The 16441-nt window shown below is 49.2% G+C and carries 16 protein-coding genes; 13 read left to right on the forward strand and 3 right to left on the reverse strand.

The annotated features are described in order from the left end of the window. Positions 1–12 precede the first annotated feature (12 nt). The 8 genes from AC5OW4_RS03290 to AC5OW4_RS03325 all read left to right on the forward strand — a co-directional run bounded on the left by AC5OW4_RS03290 (position 13) and on the right by AC5OW4_RS03325 (position 6983). Entirely contained in the window at positions 13–1506 is a 1494-nt protein-coding gene (locus tag AC5OW4_RS03290) for a PTS ascorbate transporter subunit IIC (RefSeq protein ID WP_006058194.1), read from the forward strand. Next, positions 1503–1793, forward strand: coding sequence for a PTS sugar transporter subunit IIB (locus tag AC5OW4_RS03295; protein ID WP_006058193.1), 291 nt, complete (start codon positions 1503–1505; stop codon positions 1791–1793). Before AC5OW4_RS03290 ends, AC5OW4_RS03295 begins: the two co-directional genes overlap by 4 nt. A 71-nt stretch (positions 1794–1864) precedes the next feature. Beyond that, a complete protein-coding gene (locus tag AC5OW4_RS03300) occupies positions 1865–2896 on the forward strand; it encodes a hypothetical protein (RefSeq protein WP_072683209.1) in 1032 nt (343 codons plus the stop codon). 10 nt (positions 2897–2906) lie between these two features. After that, positions 2907–3602 (forward strand): L-ribulose-5-phosphate 4-epimerase, encoded by a 696-nt coding sequence (araD, locus tag AC5OW4_RS03305; RefSeq protein ID WP_072683210.1) that lies wholly within the window; start codon positions 2907–2909, stop codon positions 3600–3602. Then, positions 3589–4449, forward strand: a complete 861-nt coding sequence (locus AC5OW4_RS03310) for an L-ribulose-5-phosphate 3-epimerase (protein WP_229100689.1) — start codon at positions 3589–3591, stop codon at positions 4447–4449. Before araD ends, AC5OW4_RS03310 begins: the two co-directional genes overlap by 14 nt. Further along, positions 4442–5260: an HAD family hydrolase gene (locus AC5OW4_RS03315; RefSeq protein WP_072683212.1), complete on the forward strand. Its 819-nt coding sequence runs from the start codon at positions 4442–4444 to the stop codon at positions 5258–5260. Before AC5OW4_RS03310 ends, AC5OW4_RS03315 begins: the two co-directional genes overlap by 8 nt. Next, positions 5248–6063: a transketolase gene (locus AC5OW4_RS03320; protein ID WP_072683213.1), complete on the forward strand. Its 816-nt coding sequence runs from the start codon at positions 5248–5250 to the stop codon at positions 6061–6063. Before AC5OW4_RS03315 ends, AC5OW4_RS03320 begins: the two co-directional genes overlap by 13 nt. Beyond that, a complete protein-coding gene (locus tag AC5OW4_RS03325; protein ID WP_072683214.1) occupies positions 6060–6983 on the forward strand; it encodes a transketolase family protein in 924 nt (307 codons plus the stop codon). The genes AC5OW4_RS03320 and AC5OW4_RS03325 overlap by 4 nt, the downstream gene beginning before the upstream one ends. Positions 6984–7105: 122 nt before the next feature. Here AC5OW4_RS03325 and AC5OW4_RS03330 read toward each other — a convergent pair whose 3' ends face one another. Both AC5OW4_RS03330 and AC5OW4_RS03335 read right to left on the reverse strand, forming a co-directional pair. Beyond that, complete coding sequence (locus tag AC5OW4_RS03330) at positions 7106–7789, reverse strand: flagellar basal body L-ring protein FlgH (protein WP_072683215.1); 684 nt, start codon at positions 7787–7789, stop codon at positions 7106–7108. A 1-nt stretch (position 7790) separates the two neighbouring features. Beyond that, on the reverse strand, positions 7791–8996 hold the full coding sequence (locus tag AC5OW4_RS03335) for an FAD:protein FMN transferase (protein ID WP_072683216.1): 1206 nt from the start codon (positions 8994–8996) through the stop codon (positions 7791–7793). 235 nt (positions 8997–9231) lie between these two features. On the opposite strand from AC5OW4_RS03335, the gene AC5OW4_RS03340 reads away from it, so the two are divergent. The 4 genes from AC5OW4_RS03340 to AC5OW4_RS03355 all read left to right on the forward strand — a co-directional run bounded on the left by AC5OW4_RS03340 (position 9232) and on the right by AC5OW4_RS03355 (position 13438). Further along, entirely contained in the window at positions 9232–9981 is a 750-nt protein-coding gene (locus AC5OW4_RS03340; protein WP_072683217.1) for an LptM family lipoprotein, read from the forward strand. A 23-nt stretch (positions 9982–10004) separates the two neighbouring features. Beyond that, entirely contained in the window at positions 10005–10688 is a 684-nt protein-coding gene (locus AC5OW4_RS03345; protein WP_072683218.1) for a rhodanese-like domain-containing protein, read from the forward strand. 330 nt (positions 10689–11018) lie between these two features. Then, positions 11019–11384, forward strand: coding sequence for an Hpt domain-containing protein (locus AC5OW4_RS03350; RefSeq protein ID WP_200798746.1), 366 nt, complete (start codon positions 11019–11021; stop codon positions 11382–11384). Continuing rightward, a complete protein-coding gene (locus AC5OW4_RS03355) occupies positions 11384–13438 on the forward strand; it encodes a bifunctional diguanylate cyclase/phosphohydrolase (protein WP_493676640.1) in 2055 nt (684 codons plus the stop codon). The genes AC5OW4_RS03350 and AC5OW4_RS03355 overlap by 1 nt, the downstream gene beginning before the upstream one ends. Before the next feature lie 164 nt (positions 13439–13602). Here the strand turns inward: AC5OW4_RS03355 and AC5OW4_RS03360 are convergent, their stop codons facing one another. Then, complete coding sequence (locus AC5OW4_RS03360; RefSeq protein ID WP_072683219.1) at positions 13603–14412, reverse strand: helix-turn-helix domain-containing protein; 810 nt, start codon at positions 14410–14412, stop codon at positions 13603–13605. A 217-nt stretch (positions 14413–14629) separates the two neighbouring features. Here AC5OW4_RS03360 and AC5OW4_RS03365 point away from each other — a divergent pair, with 217 nt between their 5' ends. Next, positions 14630–15568 (forward strand): AEC family transporter, encoded by a 939-nt coding sequence (locus AC5OW4_RS03365; protein ID WP_072683220.1) that lies wholly within the window; start codon positions 14630–14632, stop codon positions 15566–15568. Positions 15569–16441: the final 873 nt, after the last annotated feature.

The raw sequence follows: 16441 nt of genomic DNA on the forward strand, positions 1-16441 counted from the left end.
AAGGAGGGTATTATGGGATTTCTCGAATTGATTTGGGCGTATTTTGTTAACAATTTCTTGACTCAGCCAGCATATTTCATCGGTTTACTGGTCATCATCGGCTACATGTTGATGAAAAAACCTTTCCACGAATCCTGCGCCGGATTTATTAAAGCGGTTGTAGGTTACAAAATTCTGACGGTGGGTTCAGGCGGATTAAGCAGCACCTTCAAGCCGATTATTGCGGCGCTGCAGGATAAGTTTAATCTGAGCGCTATCGTTCTGGATACATATATGGGCCAGGCGGCAGCGCAGTCCGCGTTGGAAGCTGCCGGGAAGTCCTTCTCCCAGGCGATGCTTCTGTTATTGTTTGCCTTTGTCTTTAACTTGCTGCTGGTTAAGTTCCAGAAATATACGAAGATGCGTGCCGTCTTTACGACCGGTCATATTCAGACGCAGCAGGCGACCATCGCTTTCTGGTTTATCTTCACCTGCTTCCCGCAGCTGGGCGACTGGCCGCTGATGTTGATCATGTCGGTTCTGCTGGGACTGTATTGGGCGGTCGGATCAAACTTAACGGTTGAAGTAGCTCAGAATCTGACGGATGGCGCGGGGTTCTGCGTTGCCCATCAACAGATGTTCGGCATTGCGATCTGGTCGGCGATTGGCTATAAGTTCTTCAAGGGAAAAGATGGAAAAGTTAAGCGTCTTGAAGATTACGAACTGCCGGGCTGGCTGTCTATTTTTAATGAAGATATGGTTTCCACAGCTTTACTGATGACGCTCTTCTTTGCGGTAATTCTGCTGGTACTGGGTAAAGATTATCTGGTCAGCGCCGGTATGCTGGGCGAAGGCAAGAGCTTCCTGTTCTATATTCTGGATACCTCACTGGCCTTTGCGGTTTACCTGTCAATCCTGAAACTCGGCGTCAGAACCTTCGTCGGTGAACTGACGGCGTCCTTCCAGGGCATTCAAAGCAAATTGCTGCCGGGCGCTATCGTCGGCGTCGACTGCGCCGCGGGCTATGGCTTCGGTTCTGAAAATGCAGTGACCTTTGGCTTTATGTTCGGTGCGTTAGGTCAGTTCCTGGCTATCATCGGTCTGATTCTCTTTAAATCGCCGGTTCTGGCGATTGCGGGATTCGTCCCTGTCTTCTTCGATAATGCGACGATCGCGATTTATGTCAATGCGAAAGCAGGCGCAAAAGCGGCGATGGTCACAACCTTCTTCTCCGGTATTCTGCAGGTTGTCTGCTCTGTCATTGCGGCGATGGCCTTCACTTATAACGGTATCGGCGTGGTTGAATTCGGCGGATACATGGCAATGTTTGACTGGGCGGTAATCTGGCCGATCTTCACCTTCATCATGAAGTACCTGTCGTATATCGGCGTTGCGATCGTTATTCTGGTACTGGTCATGATTCCTCAGCTGCAGTACAAAAAAGATCCGGAAGGATACTTCCTGTGTGTCAGCGATTATGAAGCTTATAAAGAACACATGAAAAAGAAAGAGGCGGCTGCTTTATGATTAAAATCTTAATTTGCTGCGCGAGCGGATCGGGGACCAGCCAGCTGATGGCGATCACCGCTCAGAAAGCCTGTAAAAGCGCAGGCGTGGAGGCCAATGTCAAGCATTGCCCGATTGCCGAGGGAAAATCATCTGCACGAAACTATGATCTCGTGCTGACCTCTCCGGCTTTCATCAAAATGTTTGATTCTGCCAAAGCTGCGGGCGTCAATGTTTATCCGCTGAAAAATCCGCTTTCTCAAGATGAAATTATTGCTGCTCTGAAAGCGGCGGGATACATTTCTTAAATTCAAAGAAGTAGAAGAGAGCTATCCTGACCGATAGCTCTTCTTTCTTCACGACTGACGGGAGGTAAATAATGAAATTTGAGAAGATTCATTTAGATGACATCACACGCTGTTATTGTGCGAGTTCCATCACGATCGGCAAAGAAGTGTACGCTTTGTTTGCCAGTGAAAATCCGGAAAGCGTATGTTATTCCTATTCCGGCAAAAATTTTGAAAACCGTGAGGTTGTCTGGAATGATCGCGGTGGCTGTATGTCGATCGTTCCATTTCAGACAAGAGAAGGCGAGTTTCTGGCGGTCAACGAATTCTATCTGAAAGTGACTCCAAGCCTGGCAAAAATTGTTCATGGCCGAAAAACAGAAAATGGCTGGGAGATCGAGGATGTCTTCTCACTGCCTTATCTGCATCGGTTTGATCTGTATCATGTCGATGGAATTGATTATCTGATCTGCGCGACGATTGCCAGAAATAAACAGAATAAAGAAGACTGGAGCGAACCGGGGCAGATCTACGTCGGTGTTTTAGGATCGGATTGTTCCCAGGGCGTTGCGTTAACTCTGCTGGTCGACGGATGTTACCGCAATCATGGCTACTGCCGGGGAACTTATGAAGGACGTGTCTGCGGTTATTTTTCCAGCGATCAAGGCGTGCTGCGGGTGATGCCGCCGGATAGTCCTGACGGAGAATGGCGGGTTGAAAAGATTCTTGAGGGTCAGGTTGGCGAGATCGCCTTTGCCGATATCGACGGCGACGGCTTGGAAGAAATGATGACCATTGAACCTTTCCATGGAAATTCCATGAAAATTTATAAATTAAAAGAAGGACGCTATGAATGTGATTTTGTCTATCCGACAGAAGTGGATTTTGCGCATACGCTGGTGGGCGCTCAATTAAATGGAAAACCTTGTTTTGTAGGCGGCGTCCGGCGGGTGAACGCAGAACTCTTTGTCATCCGCTTTCAGAATGGAAATTATGAGGTGACTTTTGTTGAAGACGGCGTTGGTCCGGCAAACGTGGCAGTGATTCATAAAGAGGGGATTGACTATATCCTCTCCGCAAATCATACAAAAAATGAAGCTGCAATCTATAAGGTAGTGGAATAGGAGAAAAGAAATGCTGGAACAATTAAAAAAGGAAGTTTATGAAGCAAATTTGCTTTTGCCGAAATATCAGCTGATTACCTTTACCTGGGGAAACGTCAGCGGCATTGACAGAGAACGCGGGTTGATTGTGATCAAACCCAGCGGCGTCGACTATCAGTCGATGCAGGCGGAGGATATGGTCGTCTGCGATTGGCAGGGTAAGGTGGTCGAAGGCCGATACAAACCGAGCAGCGATCTGATGACGCATCTTGAATTATATCGGCACTTCACGACGATCGGCGGCGTTGTGCATACTCATTCGCAGAATGCGACGGCGTGGTGTCAGGCGGGGAAAGCAATCCCCGCGCTGGGGACAACGCATGGTGATTATTTCTATGGGCCGATTCCATGCACCCGCCTGATGAGCGAGGCGGAAATCCGTTCGGATTATGAGCTGAATACTGGAAAAGTGATTGTGGAAACTTTTGAAACGCAGCAGCTTGACGCTGCACAGATGCCGGGCGTTCTTGTTCAAAGCCATGGCCCGTTTACCTGGGGAGAAAGTCCGGGCGACGCTGTTCATAACGCAGTGGTTCTGGAAGAACTGGCAGAGATGGCTTGGAAAACCCGGCTGATTAATTCCGAGGTTTCTTCGATGCAGCAGACGCTTCTTGACAAACATTATCTGCGCAAGCATGGACCAGGAGCTTATTATGGACAGAAATAAACCGTATCTGTTGGGAATGTACGAAAAGAGTATGCCGGCAGATCTGTCCTGGAAAGAAAAACTGGAAAACTGCCGGGCTTTTGGTTTTGACTGGCTTGAGATCAGCATTGATGAAACAGAGGCGAAATTAAGCCGTTTGGATTGGACGCCAGGCGAGCGTCAGGCGTTGATCAAAACGATGCAGGCGTGCGGTGTTCCGATTTCTACAATGTGCTTGTCAGGCCATCGCAAATACCCGTTAGGCTCGCTGAATCCAAAAGATCATCGGCGTTCGCTGGAAATTATGGAAAAAGCAATCGACCTTGCTTCCGACTTGGGTATCCGGCTGATCCAGCTGGCAGGCTATGACGTTTATTATGAGGAAGGCTCTGATCAAACTCGCCGCGAATTTATCAGGAATCTGCGCACGGCGGTCGGCATGGCGGCGAAAAAAGGCGTAATCCTAGGCTTTGAAACTATGGAAACACCGTTTATGGATACAGTGGAAAAAGCCATGGACTATGTTCAGCTTATCGACAGCCCTTATCTGGGAATCTATCCTGATATAGGAAATTTGACCAATGCTTCCCTGCTGTATCATGTTCCCGTCTGGAAGGATATTGAAAAAGGAAAAGGACATTTGTTTGCGGCGCACCTGAAAGAGACCCGTCCGGGAGTTTATCGGGAAGTACCTTTTGGGACCGGACATACGAACTACCCGGAAGATCTGCGGAAACTGAAAGAGCTTGGGGTCCGGATGTTCACAGGCGAATTCTGGCATACCGCGCAAAATCCTGATTATCCGGAAATTTGCCGGCAAGCCGCGTGTTTTCTGCGCCGTCAGCTGGATGAAGTGTTCCATGATTAAATTGATTGTCTGTGATCTGGACGGTACACTTCTTAACGACAGGAAACAGCTGGACAGTCAGATTCTTGAAGTGCTGGACGCTTTGCGAAAGAAGCATATTCTTTTTACTTTGGCCACCGGCAGGAATGAAGCGATTGTCAGGGATTATGTCGATCAGCTGGGCATTGAAATTCCTTATGCTGCGGATAACGGCGCCAATCTATATTGCCGCCATCGGTTATTGCAAAGTGAAAGCCTACAAAAAAAGGATTCAGAGTGGATCCTCACGCGGCTGATGGAAGAAGGGATTCCGTTTACTTTTTTTGATCAGCAATGCGGTTACAGCTTTTCCAGTTCAAAAAAGCTGAATGAAATCCGCGGTTTATTTTCAGGACGGTTAAAACTGAAACAGGTCAGAGAAAACGCGGTGTTTGCGGATGGGGATATTTATAAATTGACACTGGATTCGGCGGGATATCCACTTATTGAAAATCTGGTCCGGGAAGTAACAGAAAAATGTCCGAAGATTGCTTTTAAGCGGTCGGAAGATTCGTTGTATACGATAACGGCGGCAGGAACAAGCAAGGGGCAAGCGCTGAAAAGCATTGCCGGAGCGCTGAAGATCGAACTTTGCGATGTTTTGAGCATCGGCGATAATTTCAACGATATCGCCATGTTTGAAATCAGCGGACACAGTGTGGCGATGGGCAACAGTGATTCTCTGGTAAAGCAAAGCGCTGATGAAGTTACGCTATCCCATAATGAAAATGGCGTCAGTCAGTATCTGATCAAAAAACTATTAAATTCAAAGGAGGAATTATGGACGAGTTAATCAATCATGCCAAACATATTCGTCAGAATATCGTAAGGCAGGTGTATTTCGCAAAAAGCGGACATCCGGGCGGCAGCCTGAGCAGCGCTGATCTTCTGACCGCGCTGTATTTCAAAGTGATGGATATCAACGAACAGAATGTGAATTCGATAGACCGCGACCGGTTTGTCCTGAGCAAGGGCCATGCCTCGCCGCTGCTTTATGCGGTTCTGGCGGAAAAAGGATTGATTGATGATGCGGAATTAAACGGTTTCCGCACCTTGAATTCCAAATTGCAGGGACATCCGAATATGAACTATGTACCCGGGGTGGATATGTCGACCGGTTCGCTGGGTCAGGGGATATCCTGTGCTGTGGGCATGGCGCTGGCGAATAAACTGGATCAGAACGAACATCGTATTTATGTTCTGATCGGTGACGGTGAATCGGAAGAAGGTCAGGTCTGGGAAGCCTGCATGGCTGCCGCGCATTATCAGCTGGATAATTTATGCGTGATTTTAGACTATAACCATCTTCAGATTGACGGTGATCTTCAAGAAGTCATCAGTCCGGAACCATTTCAACCCAAGTTTGCGGCTTTTGGATTTCATACACTGGAGATCAACGGGCATTGCATGACGGAAATTCTGACAGCGTTGGACAAAGCGAAAACCTTGAAAGGCAAACCAACGGTCATTATCGCTCATACTGTAAAAGGCAAAGGTGTTTCGTTTATGGAAAAGAAAGCGGCCTGGCATGGGACCGCGCCTGATGCCGCGCAATACAGTCAGGCAATGCAGGAATTAGGAGGTAAAACAGAATGAATACCGCAACCCGGGAAGCTTATGGCCGTGCGCTCGCAGAACTGATTGTTGAAAAAAAGGATATCGTGGTGCTGGATGCGGATTTAACGAAATCGACAAAGACGATTGAGGCGAAGAAAGCGTGTCCTCAGCGGCATTTTAATATGGGCATTGCGGAAGGAAACATGATGTCGGTCGCGGCCGGTCTGGCGGCCAGCCGCAAGGTTGTCTATGCTTCCAGTTTTGCCATGTTTGCGGCAGGCAGGGCTTTTGAACAAATTCGCAACAGTATTTGTTATCCGAATCTGAATGTAAAAATCTGCGCCACGCATGCAGGCATCAGTGTCGGCGAAGACGGCGCTTCGCATCAGGCGATTGAAGATCTGGCCTTGATGCGTGCTTTGCCGAACATGAAGGTTTTCCAGCCTTGCGACGCCCGTGAAACCGAAGCTGTGATCAAAGCTGTTTATCATCTTGATGGTCCTTGTTATGTGCGGCTGGGCAGGCTGGCGGTCGAAGATGTTTACGACGACAGCTATCAATTTGAATATGGGAAGGGCATCGTATTGAGAAAAGGTGTGAAGACGGCAATTCTTTGCAGCGGACTGATGGTTCAGGAAAGTCTGAAAGCTGTCTCGAAGATGACTGAGATCACGCCGACGGTAATCAATCTGCCTACGATTAAACCGATAGATGAAGCGTTGATTATCGAAACCGCAAGGTCACATGAAGTGATCGTAACGGTTGAGGAGCACAGCGTCATCGGCGGGTTGGGCAGCGCCGTAGCCGAGGTGCTTTCGCCGCTGGGACTTCCTTGCCGGCATTATCGTTTGGGAATGCAGGATGTTTTTGGACGCAGCGGAACACCTGCGGCTCTGCTTGACTATTACGGATTGGACGCCCGGCACATTCAGGCTTTTGTAGAAAACGTATCTCGTTAGTGTTTTTTCTTTGAAATCAATCAATTTCAATCCCATGATTTCCAGGCATCATGGGATTTTTACAAGAATAAAAAAGCATCGGCGTTCCTGATGCTTTTTTATCAAAAAGGTATTTATCCAGCTTACTCGTCTAAGATCGGCGTCAGCGATTCATTCCAGACAAACTGACTGGCAACAGTATAGACGTTTGTTCCCGGCACATGATATTTCGCATCCGGATAATCCTTGTAAGCAATGATATTGCCCATGCCGTTGGAGAACGTGCCGGCATTATACAGCTGCGATCCATCATAGCCCAACTGCTCTAACAGGCAGATCGTGTACGCCGCTTCCACCCCGGCGGTGGAGATGAAGACGATCGGCTGATCCTGAGGAAACAGGTCGCGGACAAGACTTTCCGATTCTTCATAATTAGGGAAGAAGCTGCCGACGTCACCCATCTGCGCAATCACCTTGCCGCTGTCATCCCGAACTTTCGTCATCCGATATAAGACGTTGTCCTCGCGCTGATAATCAACCAGTACGCCGTAAAACGGAATGTTGACAAACCCGGCGACAGAGCCTTCCTCAGCCAGCTGCGCTGGGGAACGCAAGTCAAAGTAGAGCACGTCATCAAGAAACAGGTAGTCGTCCAAATTGGTGGGGCTGATCGGCGAATCGCTCATCAGCGCACTTTGAGGATTGGATTTTTCGGGCAGTGCGGAGGGCGTGGGCGTCTCTGACGGCACGGGCGGCGTTTGCGGTTTTGCGGCGCATCCGCTTATCCATAAAAGACAGAGTCCTGCAAGTAAAATTTTATATTTCATTTTATTCACCTCGTTGAATTTCAAATTCGACAGTTTCCGGAAGCGGAAGGGACGTCAGGCGGCGTTGTTCCATGCCTTCGCTGACGGTGAGCTTTAAATGCTCTTCGGCCGGCTCACACCAGGCATAATCAATGCCAAGCTGCGCTTTGTCTTCAAACCGGCGGATCATCGCGCGGCGCTGGAGGGGGTCTTCTATATTATAAAGGACAGTGCTCAAAACATCCAGCGTTCCCGCCTGATCAGCAGCGCTCAACGTTACGCTGCGCAGCCAGTTTTCGCTGTATCCGGTGCGGGGATTGAGAATGTGATGGCGGCGAATCTGTTGATCGCCGTTTTGGATCAGAAAATAATTCTGGTCGTCGGCTGACGTTGAAACGACGCCCTGACGCAAGGTGAAGGCATAGAGCAGCGAAGCCTGACCGGAGGGATCGCGCACGCCGATCTTCCAGGCGTATGGCGCATCTTCCGGTGACCAGGCGATGATGGAACTGCTTCCGGCGTCCAGCAGAAAGGGGGTGTTCAACGGCTTCAGAGCGGCGGCCAGCTGATCAAGAATGTAGCCCTTGGCCATCGCCCCCAGACTGATTTCAAGCGCTTCTGAGCACGCCCCCGGTTCAAAGCGGACGGTCATCGCCTGAAAATCCAGCTGAATCACTTCACTCAGTTTGCCAGCTTCAGGCAGACAGCCGACGATTGCGCTGAGTGCTTCGGGATTCGGATCGGTATTCTCGGTGGGAAACGGCGCGAATTTGGGTTCCCACAATTCGCTCAGCGCTCCCAGCAGGGGATGGAACAAACCGTCGCTCAGCTGCGATAATTCGATTGCGCTTGTGAGCATTGCGGCAAGTTCAGGTTCGATCGGAATCGTTTCGCCGGGATGGTCATTGATATAAGCGACGTTGTGCAGCAGATTTCCCTGATCGTCGAGATAGCTGTGATGGGAGTCTGCCAGTTTGTGCCATTGGGGTAATTGAGCTTCGACGATCGCCGTCGCTTCCTTTAGCGTTTTCGGATCTGTCATGGTCAGCTGGATTGTCGTATTGAGCGGAAGAACGAGATTTCCCTCGCTGTCCGTTAAAACGTCAAAATAATTTGTGAAAGTTTTTTCTTCGGCGTTTTCAACGGAAACGTCTTTCTGACACCCTGAAAACAGGCTTAAACAAAGGAAAATTATTGAAAAAGAAAGTAATTTCTGAAAAAAATTCAAGATTTGAACCTCCTTGACCGGAGCTCTGTGAAAGGATGTAACAACTTCCCCAGTTGTTTTCCACAGGCCGAGTTGTTATAATAATAGCATATTAAAGTGTCTTACGCACAGTGATTATCCAAAGTGAAAAAGCAGCGTTCATCCAGGACTGCTTTTCGTCTGTGCACGGTGCCGGGAACATCGTCAGGACGCTTTAATACTGTTTCAGGGAGTTTATAAAACAAGGAGGGAATTCATGAAAAAAGTTTGGGCAATTCTTCTGTCCTCTCTGATGGTGCTGACGTTAACAGCTTGCGGCAACAGCGGCAGCGGAACGCAGAAGCCAACTCAGGGAACTGAGGGCGGTTCATCCACCCCATGTACAGCGGAGGGTGAAATCACGCTTGACAGCATTAACGAGTATCTGAACACAAGCGCCGACATGGGCGAAGGTTCGATGGCAAACGTCGTTGCGGTCGTACCGATCAGCCATATCAATGGTCCGCGTGAAGAAACCGATTTCTATGCCTTCGTCAATTTCAAGTATAAGGCGAGAAATTACATCAAGTATCAGATCACGTATTTGTCCTGCACCTGCCGCTCGGCGGATGTCAATTACTGGATGACAGCGTATGTTGAACTGACATTGCCGGAAAGCAAGAAGCTGGACGACGCGCAGGTTCGTTTCCTGTCGTTTGACCGCGACAGCGCCGATAAGTACACGGCGGGTTTCTGGGGCGACAGCAATCCGACCCCGGCGGGAGCGACTTACGACATGTTCAAGGCGGAATACATCCCGTATTTCATCGACAAGGACTATGCTTACATTAAGACGCTGAGCACGGTCGACGATATCGCAGCGGAAGATTACACTGCCGGCGAAGGCCGCGAAGGGCTGACGCTGGATACGTTTACCGGGTCTTCGGTTTCATCCAACAACATCATCAGAATGCTGAACGCGCTGATGGAATATCACGGCACTGACGATTATTTCAGCGCTGAATAAAAAAGGGAAAGAGGAAAAATCCAATGAAAAAGTTATTTGCGATCGCTCTGTCTGTTCTGCTTCTGGCCGGCTGCGCTTCCGCACCGCAGGAATGCCCGCCATGCGCAACTCCGGACGCGGCTGAACCAACGACGGCTGCTCCGGCACCGCTGCCTGAACCACGCGATACGACGAAGACCTACAAGCCTTCCAAGGATGCGGCGGATGAAGCCTGCACTGCGGAAGTCTGGGCTACCGGCTGCTCCAGCATCAACGTTGACAATCTGACGGAATACCTGAACCGCGACGATGTTCTGTACATCGACCTGCGCGATTACAACGACTATGCGAAAAAGCATCTGAGAAACTTTGAAGTTATTCCGTACTTTGCGCTGATTTTTGACGAAGCCGCAGGCACGGAAGGCAAGCCGCAGCTGTATGGCGGAACGCTGGAAGAACCAGTCGCTACGTATGAAGAATCCGCAGCGCTGTTAGAAGCCATGTTCCCGAAGGATAAGACAATCTTCTTAATGTGCCAGTCCGGCGGACGTGTCGCACAGATGATGAAGCTGATGAATTCCTTAGGCTACGACATGAGCAAGATCTACAATGTCGGCGGCATGGGCCAGTTCACAGATTCCAAGTTTGCTCCATATACGACGGACAACGCGGAAATCGTTCTGGAAGCGACCTATTCGTTTGAAGGTTTGACACCGGCTACGAAATAAGCACTTTTTAAACGCAAGGAAGCAGCGCCGAATTCAGCGCTGCTTTTTTTGCGCCGTTTTTACCAATTCTGGTCGACTGTGCCCGTTGTGTACGCCGCTCCAACAATGGTATAATAACAATGTTTTTATAACCCGCCGGCCGCATGGAAACAGGCCGGTTTATTAACAAATACAGAGGAAAACAACGATAGTCTTGATCAGAAGAGGATCTGATTCCAAGGCAGATTCCAGCATGTTTTCCAAGATCCGGCACGCTGGGGCCGGGCGTTTTGACCGTTGTGATGAGCGGTGAAACGTGGAAGCTTCAAAAAAGAAGGAGGAAATCATCTCATGATGACTGTCGAACAATGCTATACTCAGCTCGGCGGCGATTACGCGGATATTACTCGGCGGATGGGAACGGACGAACGGGTGATAAAATTTCTGGGTATGCTTTTGCGGGACAACTCGTTTGAACAGCTGAAAACGGCGCTGGAAAAGGAAGACTATGGGACGGCCTTCCGTGCGGCGCATACTCTGAAGGGAGTGCTGCTGAATTTAAGCCTGACGTCCCAGGCCAAGGTGATCAGCGAATTAACGGAGGTTCTGCGTCCGCAGCAGGCGAATGACCAGATCGGACCGCTGTTTGAAAAAGCGAAGGCTGCCTACGCGGAACTGACGATGGGGATTGAAGCGCTGTTGGGAAAGAATGAATAATGATGAAAGCTCGCGATAAAGTATTGATCGTTGATGATTCTGATATCAACCGGTCGCTGCTGGCCGATATGCTGGCGCAGGATTACGAGTTGTTGGAAGCGGCGAACGGATTGGAAGCCGTCACGATCATGAGTCAGCAATACAATGAAATTTCATTGGTCTTGTTAGACATCGTGATGCCGATGATGGATGGCTTCGAGGTGCTGGCTTCCATGAATAAGGCCGGGTATATTGATCATATCCCGGTGATTATGATTTCTGCGGAAACCTCCTCCGCTTATATTGATCATGCCTACGATCTGGGAGCGGCGGAATATATCAGCCGGCCGTTTGACGAGAAAACGGTCAAGCGGCGTGTGAAGAATACTATAATGCTGTATGCCAAACAGAAGTATCTGGAAAACATGGTTACTGAGCAGCTGCTGGAAAAAGAAAAAAACAATCTGGTGATGGTTGAAATATTAAGTCATATCGTCGAGTTTCGAAATGGCGAAAGCGGACTGCACGTCATGCATATCCGCGTCATTACGGAAGCACTGCTGAAACAGCTGTGTCGGATGACGGAACGCTACAACCTTACCACGGAACAGATTGCGATGATCTCCAATGCTTCCGCATTGCACGACATCGGGAAAATTTCAATTCCCGAGTCAATCCTGAACAAACCGGGGAAACTGACGCCTCAGGAATACGCTGTAATCAAAACCCACAGTGCGATCGGTGCGGAAATGCTGGAAAAAATCCACTATTTTGAAACGGAAAAGCTTGTGCAGGTGGCCCGGGATATTTGCCGGTGGCATCATGAACGGTATGACGGCCGCGGTTATCCGGACGGACTGAAGGGGGAAGAAATTCCGATTTCTGCTCAGGTTGTTTCCCTGGCGGATGTCTACGACGCTCTGGTCAGCGTCCGTGTATACAAAGCGGCTTATACGCATGAAGAAGCGATGCAGATGATTTTCAACGGGGAATGCGGCACCTTTAATCCTTTGTTGCTTGAATGTCTGAAGGAAGCCGGCCCGACATTAAAGAAGGAGCTGAAAATTCGCTCGCTTTCCGGCGCCTCCCGGATTGAGCTGCAGGATATGGCGCGGAACCTGATTCAAAGCGGCAACGCCTCCAACCGAACTCTGGCATTGCTGGAACAGGAACGGACGAAATATCAGTTCTTTGCTTCGATGTCCAAGGAAATTCAATTTGAATATAATTTCCACTCCGATTTGTTAAGCATCTCCGAATGGGGTTCAGCCCAGTTGGGCATCAACGAAGTGATCATGCATCCGCTGAAGGATTCGCAGATTCTCAATTTGTTCGACAGCGCAGATTTTAATGATTTCCTGACAAAGATTCGCACGGCAGAGCCGGAGAATCCCATTCTCAGCGGCACTTATCCGTTAAACATTAAGGGTGTTTCACGGTGGTTTAAGGTTGTTGCGCGGCCATTATGGGTGATGGAGGAATCTTCAGAGCTCACCGGGGTGATCGGTAAATTCATTGATGTGCATGATGAACAGATAGAACTGGATCAGCTGAAGCAGATGGCAAAAATTGATTCCCTGACGGGGTTGTACAACCGGGCTTACGCGAAGCGGGCACTGGATACGATCTTGAACACCGGGAGCCATGCGAGTCAGAATTTTGCGCTGCTGGTCTTCGATATCGACTTTTTCAAGAGCGCGAATGATGAATACGGCCACCTGTTCGGTGATCAGGTGCTGGCCAACATCGCCCGCCGGATACAGGCGAACGTGCGCAAATCGGATATTTCTGCCCGGATCGGCGGAGATGAGTTTCTGATCTTTATGGAATACAAGGATCATCTGGAACAGATGATTGAACGGATCTTTCAGGCGCTCAATGGCAGCTATCAGGGCTATGATATTACGGTCAGTATGGGCGTCGCCTGTTTTCCGCAGGACGGACTGGATTATCTGACGTTGTTCCATCATGCCGATCAGGCGCTGTACGCCGCAAAACGCCGCGGCCGCCGGCAGTATTGTCTGTATGAGAGTTCGATGCAGGATTTATTGACCGGGGTATCGGCTGAGGCTTAAGCGAGGGGCCAGAGGAATATCAGGATCCCGGCCGGATATCCGAATAGTCAAAGAATGAAAAAGAGCGGTTTTCTCAAACGACCGCTTTTTTTATCAGCGTTCTTTTAGTCAGGCAGGGCTTGAAAATAAAAAAGGAAGCCGCGCTTCCTGTTGAAGAATGAGAATTAATCTTTGATATTTAACAGTTTGCGATAAGCTCCGGAGGTCATGCCGGCGTCGATGAAATTGCCGACGCTGATTGCGATGAAGGGAAACAAAACGACGCAGTTGACGTCATATTCGCCATACAGGCCGTTCAGCATGAGCATCAGACTGACGCCGAAGATGATCAACGAAACGCCTACCACAATTTTTCGCGTGAACGTTTTCTGATACCGCTCGTAATCCGCCTGAAGATCGCAGATCAGCTCCCCGCTTAAATGGAAGTTCTGCTTTTCGATCTTTTCAATCTCCTGATAATCCATTCCGTTTTTGACCAGCAGCCCGACGCCGATCGCGATAAAGAACATCATGATCGCCACGCCCAGATCATTGTCAATCGCGATTACCGGCATGACTCCGCACAGGATAAAACCGACGCCGACGCTGATCCAGCGGGAAAAGCGCTGGTTGAGATCCAGATAGCGTTCTACCGTGTCGCGGTCTGTGGTGTAGGCGAAGCGTCCGATCAGGGAATCCTCTTCATGGATATCGTCCGGCAGCGTGACCGTGGAACGGGTTTCTTCCATCCAAGCCTGTTCTTCTTCTTCCAGCGGTTTAAAAGACGCCGGCTGTTGCCGGGTTTCCTTCATCAGTTCATCCAGAGAAATCCCCAGCAGGTCGCTGAGCTGGATCAGCTTCTCGACTTCCGGATAGCCTTGTCCGCTTTCCCATTTGGACACCGCCTGACGGGAAACGTTGAGTTCAAAAGCCAGCTGTTCCTGAGAAAAACCAACTTCTTTTCTTCTTTTTTGAAGTTTTTGCGCAAAATTCATGCGTGCTCACCAACCTTACATTGTTGCCTTCATTGTATTCGAAAATGAACAGGAAATCTACCAAGTTGTGTTTGCGTTTGCGGGCAACTTTAAGTTGCGGGCTTAAAAGCAAGGAAAACAGCGGCAAATTTGCCATATTTTCTCCCTTTGAAAATTTCTGTCTGGACAAAAGGTTCGGTTGTTTTACAATGAGGGGGTAGAGAGCGGGGGTTTTTCCATGGAGAGTTTAATTTTGTCCCTCAACGTCGTGCTGCCGTTGTTATTTCTGATCTTGGTGGGGCAGGGTGTGCGGCGGTTGAAATTGTGCGATGAACGGACGTTAAAACAAATGAATCAGCTGGTTTTTAAATTATTTCTGCCCTGTACCTTGTTTAATAATATCTTATCGACAGATTTGAAAACGGTGCTGCAGCCGCAGTTATTGATGTATGCGGCGGTCTGCGTCTTGATCGCCTGCGGTGCGGGCTGGCTGGTCATGCCGCGGATTACAGCCGATCCGCGCAAACAGGGCGTCATGATCATGAATACGTACCGGAGTAATGCCGTGTTGTTCGGCATGCCGATCGTGCAGCTGATCTATGGGGATTCGCAGTTAGGCGTCATGTCGATGTTGATCGCAGTGATTGTCCCTTTATTTAATATTCTGTCAGTGATTGTATTGGAATCCTTCCGTGGGGGGAAAGCGCGCTTATCCAGACTGGTTGGAGGGATTGTGACCAATCCGCTGATCATCGCGTCAGCGCTGGGGTTACTTTGCTTGTTTTCCGGGGTTCATCTGTGGAAGCCGATCGCGTCGGTGATCGGTGATATGGGCAAGGTATCCACGCCGCTGGCGTTGATTATTCTGGGAGCGGGCTTCCAGCCGGAACACGTCGCTGACAATCAGAAAGAACTGATCGCCTCGGTTTCCGCCCGGCTGATCTGGACGCCGCTGGCGGCGCTGGGCTGCGCGGTGCTGCTGGGGATTCGCGGAGTGGCGTTAGTCAGTCTGCTGGCGATTTTTGCCTCGCCCAATGCGGTGTCTTCCTATTCGATGGCCGAAGGAATGGGCAGCGACAGCGAACTGGCGAGTCAGGGCTTATTGTTAAGTACCGTGTTCTGCATCCCGACGATCTTTCTGTGGATTTTCTGTTTCAGTCAGTGCGGCTGGATTTAACGCGGGGAGGGAACCATTATGCGTATTTGTTTTCAGACCGATCCCCGGTTTTGTCCGGATCTTCAGCTTGAGCATCAGCGGGTGCTTGCCACAGTCCCGGCTGCCGCTTGGAAGCTAAGATTGTGGGGACTCCCCTTTAACTCTCAGGAAAGCAAATTAAAAATATTGTCCGCAGCTTTAAGACTCTTATTCAGTGTCTGGGGCTGGCTTGGCATTTTTATACAAAGAAGCAGGCGGTATAAAGTGTTATGGAAAGAAATGATACCTCCCAGAGTGATTTGGTTATTTACCTTGTCTGCTTAAGAGGGTTCATATCAGAAAGCTTTGTACTCCCTGCCTTTTTATCTTGACTGAGTTTGGAAAAGAAGCGGGTTCAGAGTGGTTCAGTCTATGCTCCAAATTTTATGGAGCAGGCTGTCTTCGCATCGGATGTCAGATATGCCCCTGTGACAGCGGGGGAAAACCCGATTCTCCGCGTCCTCCACTGCCGTATCCCTTTACCGATCAGTTTATTGACAAAAAAGGCGGAAAAGAAGAAATCATCCGTGTTCCGGAATCCTTTTTCACATTCTTATTCAGGAAACGTTGACATAAAGCGCGGAGTTCGACTATAATGACACTGTTCATCGGAGGGGAAATCACAAATGTGGTTTGCTGGATAAGATGGCTGACTGAAACGTCAGTGTCTTATCCTTTTTTGATTGATGGGAGGTTTTTGGATGAGAGCAGAATTTAGGCTCTTTCAAAAATAGTGTTGGTGAGAGAAAAACCGAAACAAGAAAGACGCAGATGAGTTCCAGAAATGGGACTCATTTTTAATTGAGAAAACGGCAGGGAACTAAGGTGTTAGAAATAAGTAAAATGCGGGTCTTA

The organism is Holdemania sp., assembly GCF_986127675.1.